The organism is Mobiluncus porci (assembly GCF_009695935.1).
Classification (GTDB): domain Bacteria; phylum Actinomycetota; class Actinomycetes; order Actinomycetales; family Actinomycetaceae; genus Mobiluncus; species Mobiluncus porci.
The window spans coordinates 16312-41490 of the sequence record NZ_VUMY01000003.1; the positions used below are offsets into that span (position 1 = coordinate 16312).

At 56.3% G+C, this 25179-nt stretch carries 16 protein-coding genes and 1 other RNA gene; 4 read left to right on the forward strand and 13 right to left on the reverse strand.

The features are described from left to right. Positions 1 to 214: 214 nt before the first annotated feature. The 11 genes from FYJ63_RS11390 to FYJ63_RS02180 all read right to left on the reverse strand — a co-directional run bounded on the left by FYJ63_RS11390 (position 215) and on the right by FYJ63_RS02180 (position 18697). Positions 215 to 6082 (reverse strand): thrombospondin type 3 repeat-containing protein, encoded by a 5868-nt coding sequence (locus tag FYJ63_RS11390; RefSeq protein ID WP_154543352.1) that lies wholly within the window; start codon positions 6080 to 6082, stop codon positions 215 to 217. A gap of 528 nt (positions 6083 to 6610) precedes the next feature. Further along, on the reverse strand, positions 6611 to 7657 hold the full coding sequence (locus FYJ63_RS02135) for an aspartate-semialdehyde dehydrogenase (protein ID WP_154543354.1): 1047 nt from the start codon (positions 7655 to 7657) through the stop codon (positions 6611 to 6613). Beyond that, on the reverse strand, positions 7654 to 8973 hold the full coding sequence (locus tag FYJ63_RS02140) for an aspartate kinase (protein ID WP_154543355.1): 1320 nt from the start codon (positions 8971 to 8973) through the stop codon (positions 7654 to 7656). Before FYJ63_RS02140 ends, FYJ63_RS02135 begins: the two co-directional genes overlap by 4 nt. Before the next feature lie 289 nt (positions 8974 to 9262). Then, a complete protein-coding gene (recR, locus tag FYJ63_RS02145; protein WP_154543357.1) occupies positions 9263 to 9868 on the reverse strand; it encodes a recombination mediator RecR in 606 nt (201 codons plus the stop codon). Next, positions 9865 to 12141, reverse strand: coding sequence for a DNA polymerase III subunit gamma and tau (locus FYJ63_RS02150; RefSeq protein ID WP_154543359.1), 2277 nt, complete (start codon positions 12139 to 12141; stop codon positions 9865 to 9867). The genes recR and FYJ63_RS02150 overlap by 4 nt, the downstream gene beginning before the upstream one ends. Positions 12142 to 12163: 22 nt before the next feature. Beyond that, complete coding sequence (locus tag FYJ63_RS02155; protein WP_154543361.1) at positions 12164 to 12889, reverse strand: hypothetical protein; 726 nt, start codon at positions 12887 to 12889, stop codon at positions 12164 to 12166. Further along, positions 12889 to 13938, reverse strand: a complete 1050-nt coding sequence (locus FYJ63_RS02160; protein ID WP_154543363.1) for a LacI family DNA-binding transcriptional regulator — start codon at positions 13936 to 13938, stop codon at positions 12889 to 12891. The genes FYJ63_RS02155 and FYJ63_RS02160 overlap by 1 nt, the downstream gene beginning before the upstream one ends. 17 nt (positions 13939 to 13955) lie before the next feature. Next, positions 13956 to 15473, reverse strand: coding sequence for a 4-alpha-glucanotransferase (gene malQ / locus FYJ63_RS02165; protein ID WP_277026616.1), 1518 nt, complete (start codon positions 15471 to 15473; stop codon positions 13956 to 13958). Between the two features lies 1 nt (position 15474). Further along, entirely contained in the window at positions 15475 to 16410 is a 936-nt protein-coding gene (locus FYJ63_RS02170) for a carbohydrate ABC transporter permease (RefSeq protein ID WP_154543365.1), read from the reverse strand. Next, positions 16407 to 17252, reverse strand: a complete 846-nt coding sequence (locus FYJ63_RS02175) for a carbohydrate ABC transporter permease (protein ID WP_154543367.1) — start codon at positions 17250 to 17252, stop codon at positions 16407 to 16409. The genes FYJ63_RS02170 and FYJ63_RS02175 overlap by 4 nt, the downstream gene beginning before the upstream one ends. Before the next feature lie 107 nt (positions 17253 to 17359). Further along, positions 17360 to 18697, reverse strand: coding sequence for an ABC transporter substrate-binding protein (locus FYJ63_RS02180; RefSeq protein WP_154543369.1), 1338 nt, complete (start codon positions 18695 to 18697; stop codon positions 17360 to 17362). A 215-nt stretch (positions 18698 to 18912) separates the two neighbouring features. Between FYJ63_RS02180 and FYJ63_RS02185 the strand changes: the two genes are divergently transcribed. Together FYJ63_RS02185 and ffs are read left to right on the forward strand one after the other, a co-directional pair. Next, the gene (locus tag FYJ63_RS02185; protein ID WP_195839310.1) at positions 18913 to 19590 is read left to right on the forward strand and encodes a hypothetical protein; all 678 of its coding nucleotides are present in this window, start codon (positions 18913 to 18915) and stop codon (positions 19588 to 19590) included. Between the two features lie 69 nt (positions 19591 to 19659). Next, positions 19660 to 19755, forward strand: an RNA gene (gene ffs, locus FYJ63_RS02190) — signal recognition particle sRNA small type. A gap of 5 nt (positions 19756 to 19760) precedes the next feature. Here ffs and FYJ63_RS02195 read toward each other — a convergent pair. Further along, positions 19761 to 20537 carry a hypothetical protein gene (locus FYJ63_RS02195; protein ID WP_154543373.1) on the reverse strand — a complete coding sequence of 259 codons (777 nt, stop codon included), beginning with the start codon at positions 20535 to 20537 and terminating at the stop codon, positions 19761 to 19763. Between the two features lie 175 nt (positions 20538 to 20712). Between FYJ63_RS02195 and FYJ63_RS02200 the strand changes: the two genes are divergently transcribed. Then, positions 20713 to 22188 carry an NAD(P)/FAD-dependent oxidoreductase gene (locus tag FYJ63_RS02200; protein ID WP_154543375.1) on the forward strand — a complete coding sequence of 492 codons (1476 nt, stop codon included), beginning with the start codon at positions 20713 to 20715 and terminating at the stop codon, positions 22186 to 22188. Between the two features lie 44 nt (positions 22189 to 22232). Beyond that, positions 22233 to 22418 (forward strand): hypothetical protein, encoded by a 186-nt coding sequence (locus FYJ63_RS02205; protein ID WP_154543377.1) that lies wholly within the window; start codon positions 22233 to 22235, stop codon positions 22416 to 22418. Between the two features lie 28 nt (positions 22419 to 22446). On the opposite strand, the gene FYJ63_RS02210 is transcribed toward FYJ63_RS02205, so the two are convergent. After that, positions 22447 to 25179: a carbamoyltransferase HypF gene (locus tag FYJ63_RS02210; protein ID WP_154543379.1), complete on the reverse strand. Its 2733-nt coding sequence runs from the start codon at positions 25177 to 25179 to the stop codon at positions 22447 to 22449.

Sequence of the window (25179 nt, forward strand, 5' to 3'; positions counted from 1 at the left end):
GGTAATTCTAGCAGAGGCTCACCAAATAGCTTAAACCTTTTTGCAGTTTTTCCATTTGATCGTCACAGAAATACAACATCCCCATCATCACGGCCAATAACCGCTTCTGCGACTGGGACTGGGTTTCTACCGGTGGGGAATCTAAATGGTAGAAGTGGGCGGGGGAGCCTAAACACTCCCCCGCCCAACTATGAAGTTATCAACCCTAACGGTCTCATTCTTCCTCAGTCCGACCGCGACGCAGAACGAGGAAACCGCCCACGATGAGGGCGACCGCCACAGCCGTCAACATCGGAACCGCCATCGCGCCGGTTCGCGCCAAGGTTTCGGGCATCAAAGGCCGAGCTGGAACCATCGCCGGAGCAATCGGATCCTGGATCTTCGGAGCCATCTCGTTCACGCCAGCCACTGGAGGAAGATCATTCTGACCTGGCAAGGCATAGCGTGGAGTCATGTTATCCGACGCAACTGGGGGATTATCCGGAGTCTCCGTCGGGAAGAAGAAGTCCCAGATGAATCCACCACCAGTAGTGCCACCAGCCGGAGACTTCGGCGCCGCCTTAATGGTAGCCGAGCCTTCACCGGTCAGGTTCGGAATCTCCTCGCCGTAGTCTGTCTTGCCGTCATCGAGCGGGTCGTAGGTCACGGTAACCTTGAAGTTCGCGCCGTCAACCGGAGCCGTCGGAGTGCCGGAGATAACACAGGCGGAAGCCGTGTCGTTCAACGCAATCTTCAAACCAGCCGGCAAATCGGTTGCCGAGCAGGCGATGACATGAGCGTTTCCGTCATTGGTGATTGAAACTTCGACGTCCTTGATTGGGGTGCCGACCTCGCCGGTCAAATCCGGAACCTTACCGAGGCTCGGCCTCAGCGAGCAGCCGTTGGCGTCAACTTTGGCACCAGACGGGGTGTTCGCACACTTGTCCAGATCGTCGTTCACGCCGTCACCATCGTCGTCGCCCGGAGCGGGCTTCGTCACGTTGATGGCACCGTTTTTGTCAACCTTCTTGTCGGTTTCAGTGTTGTCATCAGCCGGATCGTAGGTCACGGACACGGTGTAGGTGCCACCAGCGGGCTCTTCCGGAGTGCCTTCGATAACGCAAGCGGTCTTGAATTCATCAGCCCACTTGATAGTCACTCCCTTGGGCAGTCCCACGGCGACACATTCACCAAGGGTTACCTTGCCGTCGTTCGTAACCGGAATGGTGATCTTCTCGATTGGTTCACCCACGGTGCCGTCGATGGCCGGAACCTCGCCGATACCGGGGGCTACGGAGCAGCCGTAGGTCTCGGACTTCGTATTCTTGTCAACAACCGCTCCTGTCGGAGTGTCTAGGCACTGGTCGACGGAGTCATCCACGCCGTCCTTGTCCTTGTCCTTATCGACCACGGAGATGGTGCCTTCGCTCGTCACCGGACCTTGCGGGGTGTCGGTGCCGTCATCAACCGGATTGTAGGTAACTTCCACGGTAATCTTGCCGGTCTTTTCCTCGGTAGGGGTGCCTTCTATGACACAGGCGTTCTTCGCCTCGTCATACTTGATGGTCAAGCCCGCAGCCAGCCCTGTCGCCTTGCATTCCAGTCCCGTAGCACCGCCAGCATTGTCTACCGGAATCACGACCGGATCTATCGGCTTGTTGATTTCGCCGTTCACGTCCGGAACAGTCCCGACGCTCGGCTTCACGGAGCAACCGTTGGCGTCAACAGTTACATCCTTCGGGGTGCCAGCGCACTTGTCCTTCGAGTTCGGGACTTCGTCGCCATCATCATCCGGGTCGGTGACGCTAACCTTAGCTTCCGTCTTTGCGGTGCTCGGGTCGTGGTCAACCGGCGTGAAAGGCACGTTTACAGTATAGGGACCGTCAGCGACCTCGCTCGGAGTGCCGGAGATGACACAAGCCGTCTTGTCGTCATTCCACTTGATGCCGACACCGTTCGGAAGACCGGTCGCCGTGCAGTCACCGAGAGTAGCCCCTCCCGGGTTGCTCACCGGAACAGTAATCGGGGTAATAGGCTCGCCGACCACACCGGTCAGGTCAGTCGCAGTTCCGAGAGTCGGATCAGCAGTACAACCGTCCGCTCCCACCTGGTAACCGGACGGGGTGTTCGGGCACTTATCTAGGTCATCGTTCACACCATCACCGTCCTTGTCACCAGGAGCAGGTTTAGCCATGTTGACTGTGCCGGTACCAGTGACTTCACCAGGGGCGTCGCGGTCAACCGGGGTGTAGCCCACGGTAACAGAGACAGCAACGTCCGAAACTGGATCGGTAACCTTGCCGGTGATGACACAGCCAGTTTTGGCCTCATTGAGCGCGACGCTCAATCCTGCCGGCAGGTCTTTCGCGGTGCAAGCGGTCAAAGTCGCCTTGCCCGGGTTCTTCACGGGCACATCAGCGTTCACCGGCTCACCAGCGGTGCCGGTAACCGTGAAAGTATCGACAGTCGGCACTTCGGAGCAGCCGTTGACGTCAACGTTGGCGCCGGCCGGAGTTCCGGGGCACTTATCCGCGTCGTCGTTCACGCCGTCATTGTCACTATCCTTAGGAGCCGGAGGCACCGGAGGCTCAGTGGTTTTGGTCGGCTCCGGAGCCGGAGTCGTCACAGTCGGTTCGGGCGTTGGAATCGGTTCCTTCGTCACGGTAATCTTCCCTTCGGAAGGACCCACTGTCATGGTGCCGGCATCGGGGGTGTCATCGATCGGGTTGTAGTCCACAAAGACCTTCACAGTGCCCTCAAAGGCTTCCGTCCCCGTCGGGGTTCCGGAGATAACACAGCCGTTTTGTGCCTCGTCATACGCAATCGTGAGACCATCAATGAGTCCCTCTGCGCGGCAGGCAAGGTCGGTTGCCTGGCCGGGATTTGCTACCGGAACAAGCACGTTCACCGGAATGGTTTCAGCCTTCGGATCAGCCGGAATGGACCAGGTGATTGGCGGGACGCTGCCAACCTGCGGGCTCTTAGCACAGCCGGTGGCTTCGTCAACCTTCACACCAGCAGGAGTGTTCGGGCACTTGTCGATGTCATCAGTTACGCCGTCACCGTCACCGTCACCCCAGGTGATTTTCTGGGTGCTGCTGCCCTTTTCCGAGTTGAGCGGGTCGGTCACAGTTGCCGGATCGTCTGGGGAGTTGTAGGTCACCCAGACATTAATCGGGGTGGGTTCGGTTCCCGGGGTCGGCTCTGTCGGGGTGCCTTCGATGACGCAGGCGGTCTTGTCCGCGTTCCAGCCAATCGTGAGACCCTTGGCCAAACCGTCGGCCTGGCATTCGAGGAGCTCGTTATTGCCGGTGTTCGTAATCTTCACGGTCACGGGGTCAATCGGATTGTTGACCGTGCCGTTGATGGGTTCAACACTGCCAACCACCGGAGCGACGGCGCAGCCATCTGGGTTGACCTGGGTGTCCGCCGGGGTGTCTGGGCACTTATCGTCCTTGTTCAAGACGCCGTCGTCGTCGCCATCATCAAGACCCGTGTCGTGAATCTGAACCGTGCCGGGGGCTTCGAGCTCATGCTCAGGAGTCGTGTTGGTGATAGCATCCGCAGGTTCATCGGTCTTGGTGTAGTTGACATAGACCTTCACCGACATCGGATCTTCGATGGAGACGTCGGTGGTGCCGCTAATGACACAGGCGCTCTTGGCCTCGTCCCACTCGACCTTCAGGCCTTCGGGGAGTCCGGAGGTGGTGGAATCTTCGGGGGTGTAGGCGATGACCACGCCGGTTCCCGCGAGTCCTCCGCCGGAAACGGCAGGAGCAACCGACCCGCTACCGGCATCAGCCGAGGAATCCGAGGAAGAAGCGCCTGCGCCAGAAGACTCAGTAGTCGTAGTGTCTGTGTTAGTGGTATCCGTGGTATTTGTACCAGTGGTATTTGGGTCGGTCGCGGTTTGATCTGACAGAGCCGGATCCGTTCCACCAGTAGTCGTCCCGCTAGACTTCGCGCCAGTCTCGGCGGCTGCGGTTACGGGCTTGTAAACATCCGCCACACACTCTGTGATAGTGGCCTTGCCGGGGTTGTCAATCACAATCTCGACCGGAGTAATCGGTTCGCCCTTGGTGCCGGCCACAGTAAAGCCCAGACCGGTCGGGTCATTTACGCTCGGGTCATCGGAGCATCCTTCCGCGTTCACGGTCGCGCCTTCCGGAGTTCCCGGGCACTTGTCGTCGTGGTTGTTCACGCCGTCGCCATCATCATCGCCGGGTTCGGTAATGATTTGGTTGCCCTCGAGTTGGACAGACTTCGTCGAGCCATCCGCGACCACGTAGGAAAGCACTGCGGTGTAGGTCGCGCCTTCCGGAGTCACCTCGGTCGGGGTGCCGGAAATCACACAGCCGCCCTTGGCTTCGTCGTAGTAGATCTGGAGACCATTGGCGAGATCCGGAGAGGTACAGGTTAAGCCCTTGAAACCGTCGGGGTTGTTGACTGTGACGATCTTTTCGGGGAGGAGTTCATCAACGATGCCGGTCACTTCCGGAGCGGTTCCGAAGAAGGAGGGCTCCACCTTGGCGCGCTCTTGGTATTCGAAGTAGTCAGTTCCCAGAATGGTATCGGGGGTTTCACCAGCATAGAGTGTCGCGGTGAAGAAGTCACCGGACTGGGTGCCTTCGGGAACCGCAAACTTGCAGGTGTCAACAATACCGTCGGCTCCAACTTTTTCGTGGGTCAGACCCTTGCATTCCTTGACCACGTTGCCGTTCTTGTCAGTCCAGCGGATCATGTTGCCAACCGGAGAGTAAGAGTAGCCTGAGATTTTCGGAGTCGCCTCGCCGCCGATATTCTCAATCACGTCTTTATCCAGGGTCAAGCCCAGACCATAGTAGGGTACAACCGCGAAGTTTACGTTGTACCAGTACTGGTTATCGATGGTGTCGGTGGTTCCTGGAACTATTTGCGGCTCAAGCTGACCAACGCGCTCGTTCGGGGCGTTAAAGAAATTGTCGGTAAAAGATGAATACGAGGGAAGCACATGTCCGGTCGGATCGATTACATAGCCATAAAGGGTTCGTCCGTGGTTATATGCCTCTTTAGAGAACTGCACGGCGTACTTACCGTTTTTGCCCACCTGGTCATAAACGGTCTCAAGCACACATCCCGGTGTGGTTTGGATTAGTTTCTTCATCTCAGTAGTCCACTGGGCGCGCGGGTAATCCTTCTGAATAGACTCGGCCTTGGGCTGACAAATTGGGCTGAGCGCACTCATAACCACCGTGAAGCCCTCTGCGGAGGAATCATTGGACTGCCACATCGGCCCCTGGCCGGCTGTGGCGCCCCTGTTTTCAATCCAGACCTTGCCGTTCACGGTGTAGTTTTTCATTCCCAGAATGGTATCGGCGTGAACCGCAGAGGACTTAATCCACTGGTTCTTCGGGGTAGACATATATTCCGCCGGCATCTCATATCCAAACAGGGCGGCGTGGTTTATGTATTGCAGGTCAAGGTAAGTCGAGCCTACGTTATTGGAGTCGCTCAGGCTCGCAGCGCCCATAGCCGGGTTACCCAGCCCATTAATGGCGGTGCGAATCGGAACCACAAGCTGGCCGGAAGTGGGGCTTGTATAAGGCTCAAACCAGACCTGAGTCTTTTGCTTCTTGGCGACCCCGGGAAGATAGAAGTGCTTCTTGCCGGTCACATCTGAGAAAGGAGGCAAGGAGAAGGCGTACGTTCCCCCGTGGGAAGAACCCTTGAAATTGTTCTGGGTCTTCGCGGTATAGATCGGGGAAACCGCCCCGTCACCGTCGACCCAACGCAAATAAATCGGGGTTCCCTCCGGAATTGGCGTATTTCCGCCTCCATCGGTAGCCGAGGTTGAGGTGTCCATGATGACGGCGTTACCGCTAACGCGGGAGCCACCCTCGGTGTCATTACCACTTGGAGCGGCAAGACGGTCGCCCCAATCCTTGAAATTGCGGAAACCTGTCCCTGCCAGCGCGTCTGCCGGAATTGCCGTTTCGATATTAGCGCCGGGGTTGACGTAGTCGGCGTTGGCTGCCATGTTGATGGTCACAACCGCGCCGAGACCTAGGGCGATAGCGCTAAACGCGCCGAGTCCTTTCTTTGACCCTGAAGTCATCCTTGCCATCTTAATAACCTCCTTGTATTAAGCAGTTCACTTAATTCACTTACTTTCAATGGTATTTGATTATTCCCAGATTTCAAGGACTTTGTTCTTGAAATTATAAGTATCAAGGTTTTTCGTTGTGATTTCAAGGGATTTCAATGCTTGAGATTTGCTGAAATTGTATGGACAATAAGAGTATATTTATTAGCGAAACAAAAGCATGTATTTAGTAACTTAATTGTTACTGACAATAACTTATTAACATTCTGGATTAATAGTGAATGCAAACTGAAAGACTCTCAGGTTTTCCTGAATCAAATTTTACCTTGAGAACTCTCTGGACAGACCTTTGGGTAATCTTTGAGTAAAAACTCGCCTTAGGCTCGAAGCGTAGGCGACAGGGCACGGCGGCGTGAGCGAAGCGAACACATCCGCCGCGTCACAATCGAGGGCGTTAAAAACGATGCAGTGAATCGTTTTAGCCCGAGTGTCACAATTGACCCACCAGGCATAGCCGGAGCGAAAGAGAACCGTCCCCAACCGCTCCGCTTACAGGTCCCTCGCGACGAGTTCGGCGAGCTGGATGGCGTTGAGAGCTGCGCCCTTGCGGAGATTATCCCCGCAGACAACCATGATGAGGCCCTTGTTGTCCGGCACAGCCTGGTCTTGGCGGATGCGCCCGACAAGCGAGGGGTCAATCCCGGCAGCGTCGAGTGGTGTCGGGACGTCTTGGAGGACAACCCCCGGCGCCCCGTCGAGCGCGGCCTTCGCCTCTTCGACTGTAATCGAGCGCTCAAACTCGGCGTGAATCGTCAAAGTGTGGGAGGTCAAAACTGGGACGCGAACACAGGTCCCCGAGACGAGCAAATCCGGAATCCCGAGAATCTTGCGCGACTCGTTGCGAAGCTTTTGCTCCTCATCGGTCTCGAGAGATCCGTCGTCTACATAGTTTCCCGCGAAAGGCACCACGTTAAAAGCAATCGGCGCGACGTAAACTTCCGGCGTCGGCCACGAAACTGCCCGCCCGTCATGAACGAGCGCGTCGGTGTCCTCGGGGACTTTGACTGCGCCGAGCATCTTCTCGAGTTCACGCACCCCTTTGAGGCCGGAACCGGAAACCGCCTGGTAGGAAGAAACCGTCAGCCGCCGCAGACCCGCCTGGTCGTGAAGGACTTTCAAGGGCGGCATCGCGGCCATCGTGGTGCAGTTCGGGTTAGCAATAATCCCCTTCGGGCGGTTTTTGAGGTCATCGGGGTTGACTTCGGAAACCACCAAGGGGCACTCCGGATCCTTGCGCCACGCCGAAGAATTATCGACAACTACCGCTCCGGCCTCCACGAATTTCGGGGCAAACTCGCGCGACGCGCCAGCCCCTGCTGAAAATATCGCAATATCCACGCCGGACAAGTCAGCCGTTGCCACGTCTTCGACTGGCACTTGCTGACCCTCAAAACTAACCATTGTCCCCGCCGACCGCGCCGAAGCGAAAAACCGGAAGCGCGACGCCGGGAACTTGCGTTCCTCCAAAATCGAACGCATTACCCGGCCAACCTGGCCGGTCGCGCCAACAACTGCAACTGTAAGATTGTCTTTCATCGTCCCGTCCCTCCGTAAACAACCGCTTCTGTTTCGCTCGCATCAAGCCCGAACGCCGTGTGAACCGCGCGAACTGCGTCATCGAGCTGGTCGAGGCTCACCAGAACCGAGAGGCGAATCTCGGAGGTGGAAATCATGTCGATGTTGATGCCCGCCTCGCTCAGCGCGCCGAAAAGCTTCGCGGAAACGCCCGGGTTGGTTCGCATTCCCGCCCCCACGAGGGAAAGCTTCCCGACATTGCCGGTGTGAACCACCGCGGCGAAACCGATTTCCCCTTTAGCGGCTTCGAGCGCGGCCACCGTCGCTTTGGCGTCATCATGCGGCATCGTGACCGTCAAATCGGTCGCGCCTTTCTGGATTGTGGACACGTTTTGGACAATCATGTCGATATTTGCGCCCGCCGCAGCAATAATCTCAAAAATGTGGGCGGCAGAACCCGGCTTGTCGGGCACCCCCACCAACGTGATTTTGTCTTGTGAACGGTCGTGGGCAATGCCGGAGATGATGGGGCCTTCCACGGTATCCTCCTGGGGGTAGTAGTTCAGGGCACTTTGGGGAACGATCCCCTTGAGCGCCGGATTTGCAGGTTTATCGGAGATCCAAGTGCCTTCTTTTTCCGAGAAGCTAGAGCGGACGTGCAGCGGCACGTGGTAGCGACGCGCGAACTCCACCGCGCGCAGGTGAAGGATTTTCGCGCCGTTCGCTGCCATCTCCAAGGTGCTCTCGTAGTCAATCGTTCGGATACGTTTGGCGTTCGGGGCGATGCGCGGGTCGGCGGTGAACAGGCCGTCCACGTCAGTGTAGATTTCGCAAACGTCGGCGTGGAGCGAGGCAGCAAGCGCGACCGCGGTGGTGTCGGAGCCACCGCGACCGAGAGTTGTCACGTCCTCCTGGTCATCAACCCCTTGGAAACCGGCCACTATCGCCACGTTACCGTCCTGGATCGAACGGGCGATTCGCTCGGGAACCATGGAGACAATCGAGGCTTTCCCGAAGTGGTTATCAGTCCGGACGCCGGCTTGTTGGCCGGTGTATGACATGGCGGGCACGCCCAATTCGTTTACGGCCATCGCGAGCAGAGCCATGGAAATGCGTTCTCCGGCGGACAGCAACATGTCCATTTCGCGGTCGGGAGCGTGATCGGTGATGCTGCCGGCCAGGTCAAGGAGATCATCAGTAGTGTCTCCCATGGCGGAAACTACCACGACAACGTTGTGACCAAGACGCTTGGTATCAACGATTCGTTTGGCGACACGCCGAATGGCCTCCGCGTCGGAAACGGAGGAACCGCCGTATTTCTGAACCACTAGGGTCATAGGAACCTCTTTAATGTTCGGAAAAGACGCGCGGCGCAGTAATGGCCGCGGCGCCTTTACTGCTGACTAAGCTAATTTACCGCGCATTTACGGAATTCCTTTAATTCGCGCCGAAATTGGGGGCGATGCGGCGTGCAGTGTGAGTTATTAAGTCACCCCAAGGGTGGAAGTGGGGGATCGCTTCGGCGCTGCTCGAAACTGTTTACTCGAAAATGCTATCGAGTAAACAGTTTCGAGTAGAAACCAGTTCAAATCGTTTCCAACTTGGGTTTTACTGGAGTGGAAGTTTCTAGTCGAGAAAGCGTCTTCCTTCCAGGGCGCGTCCGAGGGTGATTTCATCGGCATACTCGAGGTCGCCGCCGACCGGTAGCCCGCTCGCGAGACGAGAAGCGGGGATTTCTAGGGTCGCGAGGAGGCGCGAGAGATAGGCCGCGGTGGCTTCGCCTTCGATATTCGGGTCGGTCGCGATGATTACTTCCTTGATTTCGGAGTTCTGCAGGCGTTCCATGAGGCCTTTGATGCGGAGCTGGTCGGGACCAATGCCGTTGATGGGATCGATGGCTCCTCCGAGGACGTGGTAAAGCCCGCGGTAGGAGCGGGTTCTCTCCAGGGCGGGAATGTCTTTGGCCTCTTCCACCACGCAGATTAGGGATTGGTCGCGGCGCGGGTCGGAGCAAATCGCACAGACCGGATTTTCCGTGATGTTTCCACAAATTTCACAAAAATGCACGGTTTCTTTGGCGGTTTGGAGAGCTTGAGCCAAGGCTTTGATGTTTTCCTCTTCAGTTTGCAGGACCCAAAACGCGATGCGCTGGGCAGACTTAGGCCCTACCCCGGGCATTTTTCCCAGCGCATCGATAAGGTTTTGGAGCGCCTCAGTAAAGATTTGGCTCATCGGTTAGCTCCAAATCCGTGTCCCGAAGGGCTCTGGTTCGGGTCAATAATGGTCCCGCCCAAAACGGCCTGGGCCACGTCGATTCCGGGGGTGTCATCGACAACAGGGATCCCTGGCTCCGGCGGAGCCGGCGGGTCAGAATGCTTTGGCGCAGCCGGCGGGTCAGAATGCTTTGGCGCAGCCGGCGGGTCAGACCTCTCCGGCGTAACGACCGAAGGGAGTGCAGCCGGAAGGGTCTGACCCAACGGCGAAGCCGGTTCAGATTCCCCCTGAATCCCCCAAGGTGCTGGCGATTCTTCCTCCGCTGCGCCACCAGGGGTCAGACCCTTTTGGCTCCGTTCGCTTTGGGACGGCGCAAACGCTGTTTGAGGCGCTTGGGATAAAACGCTGCCGCGTTTTTTAACGCCTTCGCCGTCATCGCGGTGACTCTCACTCACTTCGTTCGTTGCCGCCCGCGCGCCCAGAGGTCCGACCCCGTGGCTACGCTCCGCACTCGGCGCGCCAAAACCGGCGATAACACCTTGAACCGAAGCGTTTATCCCAGTTACCTCGGCAATCACGGCAGCCAGTGCGGAAGTGTGGCGTTCCCCGAAGGCCCGAAGCATTCCCTGATTCTGGAAAGCGATCTCAACCGTAGCGCCGCGCATTCCTTGTAACTGGCCATGTTCGGAAAGCAGGCTTGCGGTCGCGGAATGGCTCGCCTGCAGAGTTTCCATGATTTCTCCCCACCGCGAGCGAATGGTTTCATAATCGTCTCCAGCGGGTACCGGCGAAGCTGAATTAACCGCTTCCTCCGCTGCGCCACTAGGGGTCAGACCCTTTTGGTTCCGTTCGCTTTGCTCACTAGGCCAAAGAGGTCCGACCCCGTGGCTACGCTCAGGCGGAGCCGGAAGGGTCTGACCCCCCGGCGCAGCCGGTTCAGTCGACTCCGCAGGCGTGGGGGCAGTTCCGCTTTGCTCCGTTTCAGAGACGGCGCGGGCTACGCTTTCGGATTCGCCGGGGATACCCCAGGGGGTTGGCTCGAACTTCCAGGCAGCTTCCTTCTCCGTAGGTTCAGGCGAAGCCGGAGGGTCAGACTGCTTTGGCGAAGCCGGCGGGTCAGACTGCTTTGGCGAAGCCGGCGGGTCAGAAAGCTCCGGCGTGGGGACGGTTCCGCTCTTTTCCGAGGCGCCGCCAAACTCCAAGAGCAGCTTCGCCACGAGGAGTTCCAGGGAAAGGCGCGGAGAAGTGGCCCCGCCCATTTCGCTTAGGCCCCCATCAATGAGCTCCGCGGCCCGCGTCCAGGTTCGCGCCGGTCGCGCCGCGACCTGGACCCGCATCTTCTCGAGCTCCGCGGCCGGCACATCGCCCAAAACCGTATCCGCCCCGGCTCCCGCAAGCCGCATAATCACCAGGTTCCGCAGATATTGCAACAAATCTTCCACAAAACGCCGAGGCTCATGACCCGTTTGAATCATCCGGTCCACAACCCCATAAGCCTCCGCACCGGAGCCGGCAATCAGCCCATCAACCAACCCAGACAACAAGCCGGAATCCGTGTATCCGAGCAAAGCCACGGCTCGCTCATAGTGCAAGACCGGCTCCGTCTCGCCGGCCATCAATTGATCCAAAATCGACAGCGAATCCCGCACCGAGCCTCCGCCGGCGCGAACCGCCAGTCCGAGAACCCCGTCCTCAACTTGCACCCCCTCTTTCTCACACAAATCCGCCAAATATTCCCGCAAAACCTCGGGCGCGACGAGACGGAACGGATAGTGATGTGTCCGGGAGCGAATCGTCCCGATGACCTTGTCCGGGTCAGTGGTTGCAAAAATGAATTTGATGTGAGGCGGAGGTTCCTCCACGAGTTTCAAAAGCGCGTTAAACCCTTGCGGGGTAACCATGTGAGCCTCGTCGAGGATGAAAATTTTGAATCGATCCCGCGCCGGAGCAAAAGTCGCGCGTTCCCGCAGTTCACGAGCATCGTCCACCCCGTTGTGGGAGGCGGAGTCGATCTCGACCACGTCCAGCGACCCCGGCCCACCCGTCGCGAGATCGCGACAGGAATCGCACTTCCCGCACGGCGTCGGCGTCGGCCCTTCCGCGCAGTTCAGGCAGCGCGCCAGAATTCGCGCCGAGGTGGTCTTCCCACAGCCTCGCGGTCCGGAAAACAGGTAGGCATGGTTAATCCGCCCGTTAGCCAAGGAGGCCTGGAGCGCCTTGGTCACATGCTCTTGACCAATGACCTCTTCAAAAGTGTCGGGGCGGTAGCGACGGTACAACGCAGTCATCATGGTTCCACTCTATCGCGAACCCTCAATCCGAAAATTTTGCTTCGCCGTCAAGCGCAGGAACAAATCCCAAGGGCCTCCCCACCAGCAGAATCACAACATAGGTTCCAAAAGCACAGCCCAAGAGAAGCATCCATCCCACTACCGTCCAAAACAGGCCCTTGATGAATATCGCCGCCAGCACCGGCGCGGCCAGCACCCCCAGAGCGAGAGCCGTTCGGGCCAGATGTCTGAAACCTAGGCGAATCGAACGGATGAACATTGCGAAAAAGCTCTCTCTCGCCACTTCCGGATTCACCAATGCCGCCGATTCCGTCCCCACCGGCCCCGTCTCCTCGGGTTGCAATCCCACCGGCCCCGCCTCCGCGCGCCTCACCAACTGCGGCCAAAGCCACACATTAATCATTCCCACCAAAAACATTGCCAAAATCAGCCACGCGCCGACAAAGATCCGGAATCCCTCCGCGAATTGACTCATGAACGTCCATTCCCAAACCAACGCGAGGCCGAAAAGCAAATCGAAAATCCACCAGGCCGTGGCGAGCCCCCAGCCCCTGCGGCACGTCCGCCAAACTTTCGACCAGCTCACTGTCCCCTCGCGAAAGTGGTCCGCGGCGACGGTGAAGAGAAGCAGCGTCCCCACCCCGCCGCTGATGGCGGGAAGAAGGAGACCCACAAACGCCAAATTCGCCAACACCAAAGTAGAAAGAGACGTCAAGGCCTGGTAAAGCTTGGAATCCGGAGAAAACATCACAAAACCTCAGCCACCGGCCCCACGGTTGCGTCGCAATGCGGGATTCCGGGAACGGTCACGTGACGTGGTGCCTTCCCTTCGATACTGTCGAACAAAAGCTCGCAGGTCAGACGGGCGATCTCTTCCACTGGTTGTTCCAGAGTCGAAAGTTTGGGAACCAGGTATCTCCCCACCGGAATCCCGTCAAAACCAAAAATCGACAAATCCTCGGGAACGCGCCTTCCCATCTCGGAAGCAGCTCGCAGAGCCCCGATGGCCATCACGTCAGCGACTGAAAAAATCGCAGTCACTTCGGGGGCTTCTTTTAGTAAATCCAGGGTAATGTGGTAGCCGGTCGAAAAGTTGTAGGGCGTGTCGGCGCGGGCGTCAAAGGATCGCTGCCACGAGGGAAGCGGCGTTATTCCCGCATTTTCCATGGCATCAAGGTAGCCTTCGAGACGCAGCCGCCCCACCGAAAAATCCTCCATCCCAGAACCGATAATCGCGATGCGACGGTGGCCTAGACTCAGAAGATACTCCACGATTCGCCGCGACTCCCCGTAATCATCAACCGCCACGGAAGAATAGCGGTCTTTCAGCGCCTGATTGGCTCCGCTCATAGTGGACAACACGAGCGGAACCTTCAGCTTGTCGAAATACGAAGCATTGTGTTGAAAGCGCCCTCCGAGGAAAACCACTCCGGAAATCGAATCTTCTTCCACGATTTTGACCGCCTGGGCGAATTCATCGGCCCAGTGCGGAACTGCCACGACGTTGAGCAGGTAGTCGCGCTCGCGAATCTCGTGTTCCAAAATATTTAGAATCGGGGAAAAAAGCTGGTTGTCGAGACCTTTTACGAAGACAGCGATGGATCTGCTGGCGGTTAGTTTCAAAAACTGGGCATGACGATTGGGCTCGTAGTCAAGTTCCGTAGCAATTTGTTGAATCCGCTCCCGCGTGGCCTCAGAAACCCCCACTTTACCGTTCAACGCGCGGGAAACCGTGACAATACCGACACCGGCGGCACAGGCCACGTCCTTGATGGTGGCGCGTTGTTTACGTTTCATCTTTCCCCCAGGCGAGCTTAAGGAGTCACCGCACCGCGTCCCGAAATTCGCGTCAGCTCACCGATTGCCTCCCACGGGGCTGCTGTGAGGTCTGCGGCTGTCATTCTCCAAGACCAATTACCGTCGGCTTTTGCGGGAGTATTAATCCGCCCGGAACTATCCAAACCTAAATAATCAGCCATTGGAATAATACAAGTATCGGCCACGCTTGTCAGCGCTAAGGTCACAAAAACCTCTGGTAAATCGGCTTCTGGTACGGACTGTGACGCGGTGTAAGTGCGCGCTAACTCCTGGTCTTTTTCAGACAGCGAAGCAAACCAGCCGCGGAGCGTGTCGTTGTCGTGGGTGCCGGTGTAGACCACCGAATTCCGGGGCATCTCGAAAGGCCAGTAGTTGGCAGGCTCGCGCGAATCAAAAGCGAATTGGATCAACTGTAGCCCTGGTAATCCGGTATCTTCTCGCAAACGGCGCACCTCATCTGTGAGATAACCCAAATCTTCCAACACAAACGGCAACCCACCCAGACGCTCTGACAGAACTCGGAAGAACTCGATTCCGGGCCCCTGCTCCCAGTGGCCCTCCGCTGCGGAATCGGCCTCAGAGGGAATCGCGAAATAAGATTCCAATCCCCGAAAATGGTCGATTCTCAACATATCGACGCGTTTGAGCTGCACCTCTACGCGCCGTGTCCACCATTCAAAACTCGTGTCGCGGTGCTTCGGCCAGTTGTAGAGCGGATTGCCCCAAACTTGTCCGGCAGCAGAAAACCCATCCGGAGGAACCCCGGCAATAAACAGCGGCCGCTTATCCTTCCCGAGCTGGAACAGCGCGGGATTGACCCAGGTATCCACCGAATCCAAGGAAACATAGATTGGGATGTCCCCGAGAATTTTCACCCCTCGCTTTTGGGCGTAGGCGTGAAGATCGTCCCACTGCCGGTCAAAAATCCACTGCCCAAAACGATAAAACGCGATTTCGGCGGCGAGTTCGTTGCCGATTTGATGCAGCGCCTCCGGATTCCGATTCCGCAAGGGCTCGGGCCAATCAATCCAAGATTTTCCACCCTGAGACTGCTTGATGGCTCGAAACATGGCATAGTCCTCGAGCCAGAAACTGCGCTTGGCGAAACTCAGATAGTCCGGATCAGTCTGGAAATTGGGGCAGCGCGCAAAGGCCTTACGTAGCGCTGCCTGCGAGGACGCTTCGAGTGCGGCATAGTCAACCTTCCTCGGGTCCGCCCCCCAGTCAAGCGATTCCAGTTCCTCGGGGGTCAGCCACCCCGCTTTGAGAAGTTGGTCAAGGTCAATGAACAAGGTGTTGCCGGCGTGAGTCGAGTAGCTCGAATAGGGCGATCCGCCGTATCCCGGGGGACACAGCGGGAGAATCTGCCAGATTTGCTGGTCGTGATCTGCAAGTAAGTCGATAAACTGCCGCGCGGCCGCGCCGAGCGTGCCGATTCCGCGACTCCCCGGAAGTGAAAACACGGGGAGGAGGATGCCGGCACGTCGGCGCGAGGTCTCGTTCACGACAGTCACTTTAACCCTTTACCGCCCCGGCAACCACGCCCTCGATGATGTATTTCTGAGAGAACAGGTAGAACACAACAATCGGGATAATCGCCAAAACCAGCATGGCCATCATGGCTCCCATGTCGTTGGAACCGTGAGAGCCGACGAGTTGCTGGACCACGACCGGAATCGTCTTGTATTCCGTCGAAAGCCCGATGACGAGATAAGGCAGGAGATAGTCGTTCCAGACCCACATCGCCATCAGAATCGCGACCGTGATTCGCACCGGTTTCAGCATCGGATAAACCACCAGGAAATAGTTTTTGAGCGGCCCACAACCGTCAATCATCGCGGCTTCTTCCACGTCTTTGGGAATACTTTTCACGAATCCGGAAAAAATGAAAACGGAAAGTCCCGCCCCGAAACCGAGATAGAGAACCAGCATCCCGACCGGATTGGCCAGGTGGAGCGTGTCGGCAATTTTCACGGTCGGGAACATCACCATCTGGAACGGCACGACCATCGAAAACACCAATACTAGATAGATGAGGTTCGTCCACCAGCCCTTGACGCGAGTGATGTAATAGGCCGTCATGGAGGCAAAGAAAGTGATGATGATGACCGAAAAGACCGTGATGAATGCGGACCATCCGAAAGCGGAGAAAAATCCGGTAACCACCAGGCCTTCCACATAGTTTGTCAGTCCCGCAAACAACTCTCCGGTCGGTAGAGCGAAAGGACTATCAGAGATATAGAGTCGGTTCTTGAAAGAGTTCATCAAAATGAACAGCAACGGTCCAATGAAAACACCGGTCAGGATAATCAACACAGCGTAAATCAAAATTTTTGCCGCACGATTATGGTTTCCCTGGCTTGGTTCGGGAGTTGTCGCCGCCGACCCTCGGGTCGCTTTTTCTGAGTCAACGACCGGTTCGGCAATAGTAGAAATGGATGGTTCACTCATGATTCGACCTCCCGAGAACGAGTAGCTCTGAGTTGAATGTAGGCGATGATGGTTACTAAGAGGAAGAACATCACGGCTTTCGCTTGTCCAACCCCTTCGAATCCGATGCGACCAAAGAAAGTATTGACAATATTCAAGGCCACCATCTCGGTTTGGTTCAATGGCGCCCCATTGGTGAGTGCCAAGTTTTGGTCAAAGAGTTTGAATGAGTTACTCAAAGTTAGGAAAGTACAGATAGTGATAGAAGGCATCACCATGGGAATAGTCACATTTCGCATGACCTGCCACTTGCCCGCCCCATCTATTTCTGCCGCTTCAATAAGCTCAGGAGGAACAGACTGCAGACCCGCAATATAAATCACCATCATGTAGCCCACTTGTTGCCAGTTCAGCAAAAGGATCAACCCAAAGAGACCGTATTTCGGATCCGAAACCAGGGTTGTATCAAAGTTCCGCAAAATGGCATTGATAATCGTTTGCCAGGTGTAGCCCAGAACAATCCCGCCAATAAGATTAGGCATAAAGAATACGGTTCTAAAAAAGTTCGTACCCCTGAGTTTTCGAGTCAAAAGGTAGGCGATTGCGAAAGCGAAAACATTGACTGTCACTATGGCGATTATTGTTACGAGTACAGTGAAGCCGAGAGCCTGGAGAAATCCCTGACGTTCTTCAAAGGCTTTTTGATAGTTTTCGATTCCAACAAAAGTCGCGTTTGTTATGGTCGTAAACTTTGTAAAAGAAAGATAGATACCGATAGCAAACGGAGCAAGGAACGCAATTAGGAACGCCAATAGCGTTGGACCGGTAAAAACCAAACCCCATTGTTTTAAGCTTTTTTCCATGGATTTTCTTCCCGATATTTGAAATTGTCTAACTGCCTAGCCACAGGGGCGTCGCTTCTCTGTGTCTCTAGGTTTCGAGGAGTGACGCCCCTGGGGAAGGCGTGAGTTTAGGCGGTCTTCTCAGCAGCCCATTCGGTCTTGAACAGGTCTACAACCTTGTCCCACGGCATCTGGCCGGCCGCGTACTGCGACAAAGCCTGGCCGAAATTATCCTTGAAAGTCTGGCTCGGGAAAGTCGTAAAGACCCACGGGATTGTCTTCAAATCCGGATTCGACATGTAGGAAATGACTTCCTTCGCGAGCGGATCGGTAGGCTGTTCCGCTTCGGTGAACGTGTTGAACGGCGGAATAAAGCCGAGGTCTTCGACCATGAACTTCTTGCCCTTCTCGGAACTAATCAGCCAGTTGACGAAGTCAATGGAGGCCTTTTGGTCAGCTTCTGAAACCTGAGAGTTGATGGAGAAGAAGTTCTCGGTTCCGATATTGATACCCTGGGTTTCTTCGCTCTCGTGACCCGTATAAATCGGGAGCATCTTGACGTCTTCCGCCTTGACAACGTTACCGGATTCCTCAGTGACCTGGCCGTATGCCCAGTTACCGTTTTGAACCATCGCAGCCTTACCCAAAGCGAACTCGCTCATGGAATCCGTAACCGCTTTAGAGCTGGCCAAGGTCGGGGCAATCGTGGAGTTATTCAGGTAAAGGTCGAAGATATTCTTGAATTCTTTCTCATACTTGAAGTCGAGCTTCGCCATATCGTCGGTCTTGTTGTCCTGGTATTCGAAGTAAACCGGCAGGTCTGCAAGGTGCGTTTGCCAACGCCAATCTTCCCCGGGCTTCAACGAGGTTGAAGCAAAGACCCCGTCGATACCAAGGTCTGCCTTCTTGGCCTGCATATCCTCAACCACGGCCTTCAACTTGTCGAAGCTCTTCACTTCGTCCATCGAAGCGGCTTTCGCGCCCGGCAAGGCGAAGTACTTGCTCATGATGGCGTTGTTGTAGATGATGCCATAGCCCTCAACCACATAGGGTACGCCGTAGATTTTTCCGTCTTCGCCAACGGCCATGTTCTTATCGAGCAGCGCATTGTAGAAGTCCGTCCCTGACAAGTCGGCAGTGTAGTCCATCCAGGACTTCATACCGATAGGTCCGTTGATTTGGAACAGGGTCGGGGCGTCTTTCTTGGTCACCTCGGCCTTCAAAGTTTGCTCGTAGGTTCCGGAAGCAGCCGTGACGACCTTGACGGGAACGCCGGTCTCCTCGGTGTAGGCCTTGGCGACCTTCTGCCAGATTTCATCCTGTTCCGGCTTGAAGCTCAGGTAGTAGACCTGACCTTTGCCGCTATCGCCAGATGCCGAATTATCCGCACTCTGGCAGCCAGCAAGAGCCAGGGCGGTCGCAGCCGCGGCCGCAAGTGCCGCAATACGTACAATTTTCTTAGTCATGTTGTTGTCCTCAGTTGTAAGTTCCCGGCGACAGTGCTGGGAAATCCTTGACGGAAACGTTTCCGTTGTAGGTAATACTACACACTGACACAGCGCTTGGCAAGGGTTTTTCGAAAATTAGCAAGATTCATATGCGGGCGACTTCGCTCTTTGCGTGTTAAATCCGCGTTAATTCAACCTTTTTCAGTTGCTATTTCTTTCTTGCAAGGTGAATGATGATATTAGAGACTTTATCGGGAGGCACTTTGCTTGATCTATTCTTGAAAACCTGGCAACAACGCGCGGTCGCCCGCATCATCATCGGCATTGGCGCCATGATTGCCGGCATCGCATTTGCCTCGTGGTTTGTCCGCAATTCCCCGCCTCTGGACTTAGCGCCGAGGTTCTTTCTCTACATGTGGTTTGGTATTGGTCTTGGCGGCGGCGCGCTGTTTTTCTTTGTCGGGCTCTATCACGTTGCGAAATCCCTCAAAGCCTTCCGGGGGAACAGTTTGGAACGGGAACGTATCGCCGCGGACTACGACGCCTTGCTCAGCGGAGGAGAATTCACGCACGATCCGCATTTGCGCGGGCAAAATTATTGGAAGAAGGCGGCGGTGGGTTTCTTTTTTATCGGATCGATTTCCACTCTCCTTGGCGGTGTCGGCTCGCTGGTCATGGGATTTTCGCTTCTTTCCGCGATAAAAAGGCTTTCCGAGGGAACTGCAGGCCAGCACTCCAATATGCTTTACGATACAGGTTTATCCACAGTCTTCCTGGTAGTTTCTCTCAGCTTCCTGGGCATGGGTCTGTACTTCCTAATCGCGATGGTTCTGGGCGTATTCAACGTCGGCAACTGGCGTGAAAAACTCCAAAATGCGCATTTTTCCAACGGGGTCTTCGACGATTTTTGACCACTTCGGGCCTTTGGCCCCTTCCGGATGCGACAATTCGCTTCCAGGTCGGGGGATTGGTAAATTAGATTCGGTTCCCCGTGCGGCAACATCATTTGAACCTCCCCAGGGCCGGAAGGCAGCAAGGATAAGGATGCTCTGTTGGGTGTGCGGGGAATCTTTTTGCACCCCTACTTCGATGCCGCCAAAATCATGAATTCTCCGGCCACAACCTGGCCGGCTCGTGGCCGACTTGGAACATCGCCCTCCCCCACACAAACCGTCAGGGGAAAGCCAGCATTGACCTCCAAAACCCAAAAATTCTCGCCGGTCAAAGTGTTGGAATGCAGTTCCGCGGCCTCAATCTTCGCGGCTAAAACCGCTCCCGCATGGGCGCCTTGCTTTTGTAAAACCGAGACTGCACCGGTGGAAATAAACGTCGGCAAGGTGTCTTTCGGGGCTTTCTCGCCCTCCTCAGCTTCGGCAAAAAGCTTCGCCGTCTCGCTGGCGGCGTAGGACAGTGGACCATCGTAGAGTTCCACTCGCCCTGCCAAAGCGGCCAGCCCGAGTTTCCCGTTGTTTCCGCGTCCGGCCTCATTCACCAAACCGCTGCGCAAAGCCACGCAGGCTTGACCGACTGTCTCGCCGGATGGCTCTTGTAAATCGGCCAAAGCGAACCTGTCTGCCATCTCCACCCACTGCGCCGGAACCTCGTCCGAAGCATTGAAATCCTGGTGGATATCGACGATTTTTTCCTCCACCACGTCAAACACCACCACGGCTCCGGAGCGGTCCTCGTAGTGGAACACTCCCTTTTCCATGTCGCCTTCGATGGGAGTGCATTGATCAGAGGCAGCCGCCAGCACCTCGTCCGCGCGAGCCTCCGTCGTCATCTCGAGACCGACTGCGCGCCAGGTCGGCCCCACGGTAAACACTTTGGAATCAGGGGAAACGGTGGAATCGGTCATGGGTTCTCCTTCGCAGGGTTTAGTCTTTCTCAAGTTTAGCCCACCATCCAAACCGCAGAGTGTAATTAAACGCAATTTTTCAAGCTACAATAAGCAACAAGCGGGCTTTAAACTCCGTGGTTTAAAGCGCCGTAGATTCAAGAATAATCAAAGAAGATAGAAAAGGGAGCTCCTGATGGCAAGAGTTGTTGTGCTGGGTGCGGGTATCGCGGGTCATACTGCCGCGATGCATTTGCGCCGTAAACTGTCGAGGCATAAGCACGAGGTCGTAGTGGTTTCGCCGCGCGCAGACTGGAACTGGGTTCCGTCCAATATTTGGGTCGGCACCGGCAAAATGAACAAGAAAGAAGTCGTTTTCCCCTTGGCGCCGCTCTACAAACGCAAGGGTGTGATTTTTCATCAAGCTGCTGCCAAGATTATCTACCCAGAGGGACGCGGTGACGATCCAAAACCCCAGGTTGAGATCGAATTCACCGGTGGAAAAAATGAAGGTCGGCGCGCCTTGGTTCACTATGACTACCTCATCAATGCCACTGGCCCCTTGCTGAACTTTAAAGCCACCCCGGGTCTCGGACCGGACGCGGGCAACTCTTACTCCGTTTGCACCGCTGACCACGCCGAACAGACCGGCAAGGCTTTCCAAGAAATCGTAGCAGCGATGAAGGAAATGCCGGAAGGTGCCCCGAAGAAGCGCTTCCTGATCGGAACCGGTAACGGGTCTTGCACCTGCCAGGGCGCGGCTTTCGAATACTGCTTCAACACGGAATACGACCTGAGGCAAGCGGGCGTGCGCGACAAGGCTGAGGTCGTTTACATCACCAACGAAGCGCAGCTCGGCGACTTCGGGATGAACGGCATGATGTTCAAAGACAACGGATACGCGACCGATTCCCAGTTGTGGACCGAGTCGCTGTTCCGCGAGCGCGGGGTGAAGGCTATCACCGGTGCGGGCGTGCGCGAGGTGCGTAAAAACGACCTAACCTGGGAAGACTTTGACGGGAATATGCACGAGTTGCCTTTCGACTTCGCGATGCTGCTCCCGCCGTTTAGCGGGATTCCGCTCGAGGCCAAGAAGGCTGATGGGACTGATATCCCCGAGATGTTTAACGCGGGTGGTTTCATGAAGGTGGACGGCGATTACTCTCCGAAGTCTCCGGAAGAATGGTCCCACAAGGATTGGCCGAAGACCTACCAGTCGCCGCTCTACCCGAACATTTTCGCCGCCGGTATCGCTTTTGCGCCCCCGCACGGCATCTCTAAACCCCACAAGACCCCGAACGGGACAAACATCACCCCGGCACCGCCACGAACCGGAATGCCCTCGGGTTCGATTGGCAAGGAAGTCGCCATGTCGATTGTGGATCTCATCAACAAGGGGCCGAATGCGAAACTCCACGAGGCTTCGATGGCGGTTCTAGGGGCGGCTTGTGTGGCCTCCACCGGCACCGGCTTCAAGAAGGGTTCCGCCGCGGCGATGGTAATGTTCCCGATTGTCCCGAATTTTGATGAATATCCGGAGAATGCCGGCCGCCACCCGAATCTGAGTTTCGGGAAGATTGGGTTGTTTGGGCACTGGACCAAGTTCCTGCTCCATGTCGGGTTTATTTACAAGGCCAAGTGGAAGCCGTTCTGGTGGATTATTCCGGAATGATTTTCCGGCTAGATGATTTGAGTTTTTGAACGAGAGGATTGAAAATGAGTGAAACTCAGACTGTTGAGGAGATGAGTCCCGAGGTCAACGAACGGATCGGCAAGGCCCCGAATCCGTCCAAGGCCACGTTGCGCCGCCGCCAAAATCCATTCTTGCAGTTGTTTTCTTTTGCGAACTTCAACTGGCGGATTCTGCAGCTCGTGACCATCGCTAAATTCGGGAAACACTAAGGGATTCCTTACCCCATAGTCCTGCTATTTATTGGCTGAGGAGATACCCGTAATAGGCCTGACCCAGCGAAAGCCCGCCGTCATTCGCGGGAACGCGCTGATGTGTCAACCATGTCAACCCCGATTCCTCTATTTGGCGGCCAATTATCGAGGTAAGAAGCGAGTTGAGTGCGCTGCCGCCGGTGATACCGACGGCAGCGCACTCGTATTTATTGACGGCTTTGATGGCGGCGGAGGCGAGGAGATTCGCTATCTGGACGTGGAACCGGAAGGCGAGCTCACCGGGGTTTTTTCCTTGTTTCATGCCCTGGGTGAGCTCCGAGACGATGTTTTGTACGGGAAGAACCCGCGTCTCTACTGCCGAAAGTGCAGAAATTTCAGGAGTCACTGCCATATATGCCGGCGCTCTGAGCATAGCTACACTCTCGGCGGGGTTTTCAGCGAGCCAGTGCTCCGCGGCGGTCTGCAGCGCGACCGGCGCGGCGGCCTCGTAGGTCGAAATCGGGCAAATCTCAAGAATCGCTGCCGCCGCGTCGAAGTAACGACCCAAGGCGCAAGTTTCGGGACTCTGGGGAATCTGAGACAAAACCGCTTTCCCCACTGTGGTGTTGAGCCTATCTTGCAGCGGGAGGCCGGTAGTTTCAATACCAAATGTGGTCAAGAGTGCCGCGGCTTGCCGCCACGGTTCCTTCACCGCTAAATCCCCTCCGGGCAACGGAAAATAGGGCAGATGTGCGAGTCGCGGGGCGGTTTGGATTTGACCCGCTACGCCTGCGGAGACGGTTTCGTCTTTGCGTAACGACCCAAGGGAGTGGAGCAAAGTGGAACCGTCCTCACTGGCTGCACTCCGGTCAAGCGAAGCCTGCGGGTCAAACTTCTCCGGCGTAATGACCGAAGGGAATGTAGCCGGAAGGGTCTGACCCAAACGGCGTGGCGCAGCCGGCTCCGTCTCAACCAGAAAAATCTCCGAACCCCAGATTTTCCCGTCGTCCCCGTAACCGGTGCCATCAACGGCGATGACGATAGCGCGTTCCACACCGGTTTCTGCCAGCAGAGAATATGCATGTGCGCGATGATGTTGGAGAGCAATTTGTTGAACTTCCCGACCCTCTTCCCGCGCTGCCCCCACGTAACGCTCCGCCCAGGCGGTGGTGGCGTAGTTCGGATGTGAATCGCGGACAACCACGCTCGGATTTTCATCGTGAATCTTGGTGAGCTGTTTGATGGCTCTTTCGTAAGCCTGTTGTGAGGCTAGAGACCCCATGTCACCAATGTGTGCGGAGGTGAAAGCCATCCCGCCTCGAACCAGTGTGAAGGTATTTTTGAGCTCCCCGCCAACCCCGAGAATGACCAAGTTGTCTCCGTCTGCCCTTGCGGAAGAATCGGGATTGACCCGAGCGGGGAGCGCCACCGGCACGGGAACATAGCCGCGCGAGCGCCTGGCCGGCAGAAGCGTCAAACCCCCCGTCATGTCCTCAACCTGCGGGGTGTCACTTTCGGAGGTGAGTTTTTTCCTCACCCTCGAAAACGCAGTTTTGGCAGCCATCACCACCGAATCTTCAACGGGCACGGCAATAGTCCGGTTGTGGAGGAGAAAAGCGTCGGCGATTTTCCCGAGCCTCGCCAGCGCCTCGGCGTTATCGAAGCAAAGCGGCTCGCTGGAGAGGTTGCCCGAGGTTGCGACCACGGGACGTCCGATTCGTTCCAGCAACAACAGGTGTAAGGGTGTATAGGCCAGCATAATCCCGAGAGTGTTCAGGCCCGGAGCGACAGAAGGGGCGATTGGTCGGCCAGAGCGGCGCTCGGCAAGGACAATGGGATGAGCCGGACTTATCAACAGCGACTCGGCAGGGCTTCCCTCTTCGCCAAGTTCCACTAGCTCGCGAGCCGCATCGAGGTCTTTCACCATCAGCGCCAAAGGCTTCCCATCACGATGTTTGCGCTTACGTAGGCGCGCGACTGCGGACTCATTCGTGGCATCAACCAGGAGATGAAACCCACCGATTCCTTTCACAGCCACGACTTCACCCGACAGAATCCGCGCCGCCACTGCGTCGAGTACGGCATCTTGATTTTCGCGCGATCTTCCCCCGCGGCTTCCGTCAACCAGATCAACTGGCAATGCTACTGAACTGAAGGGATCGCCAACCCCGTCCGGAATCTCCTCCGTCTCTACCATCCAAATATGCGGCCCGCAATCAAAACAGGAAATGGGCTGGGCGTGAAACCGCCGGTCATCCGGATCTCGGTATTCACGGGAGCAGACCTCACACAGCGGAAACTCCCGCATGGTCGTATTCGGGCGATCGTAGGGCAGGTCTTCAATAATCGACATCCGAGGACCGCAGTTGGTGCAGGTCGTGAACGCATAGCCAAAGCGGCGGTTGCGGGGGTCGCGAATGTCCGCTAGGCAATCCGGACAGATAGACACATCAGGGGGGATGAGGGTTCTAGCCCCACTGCCGCCTTCTGAAGCCACGATTCGAAATCCTGGTTCTGTGTCAACCACGTCAACTAGAGAATCTTGGCAAGTCAAGATAGACGACAGAGGCGGCGCAGTTTCCACTACCTCTTTGATGAAGGCGTCTAAAACAATCCGTGGACCCTGGCCTTCGATGAACACGGAAAGCGTATCATTGCCGCAAAAGCCCGTTAACTCGCCACTATAGTGGGAGGCCACACGTGCCACGTGGGGGCGAAAGCCGACGCCTTGAACAATCCCTGTAAGAATCCACCGACGTCTCTCAATCTCGCCTTCCAT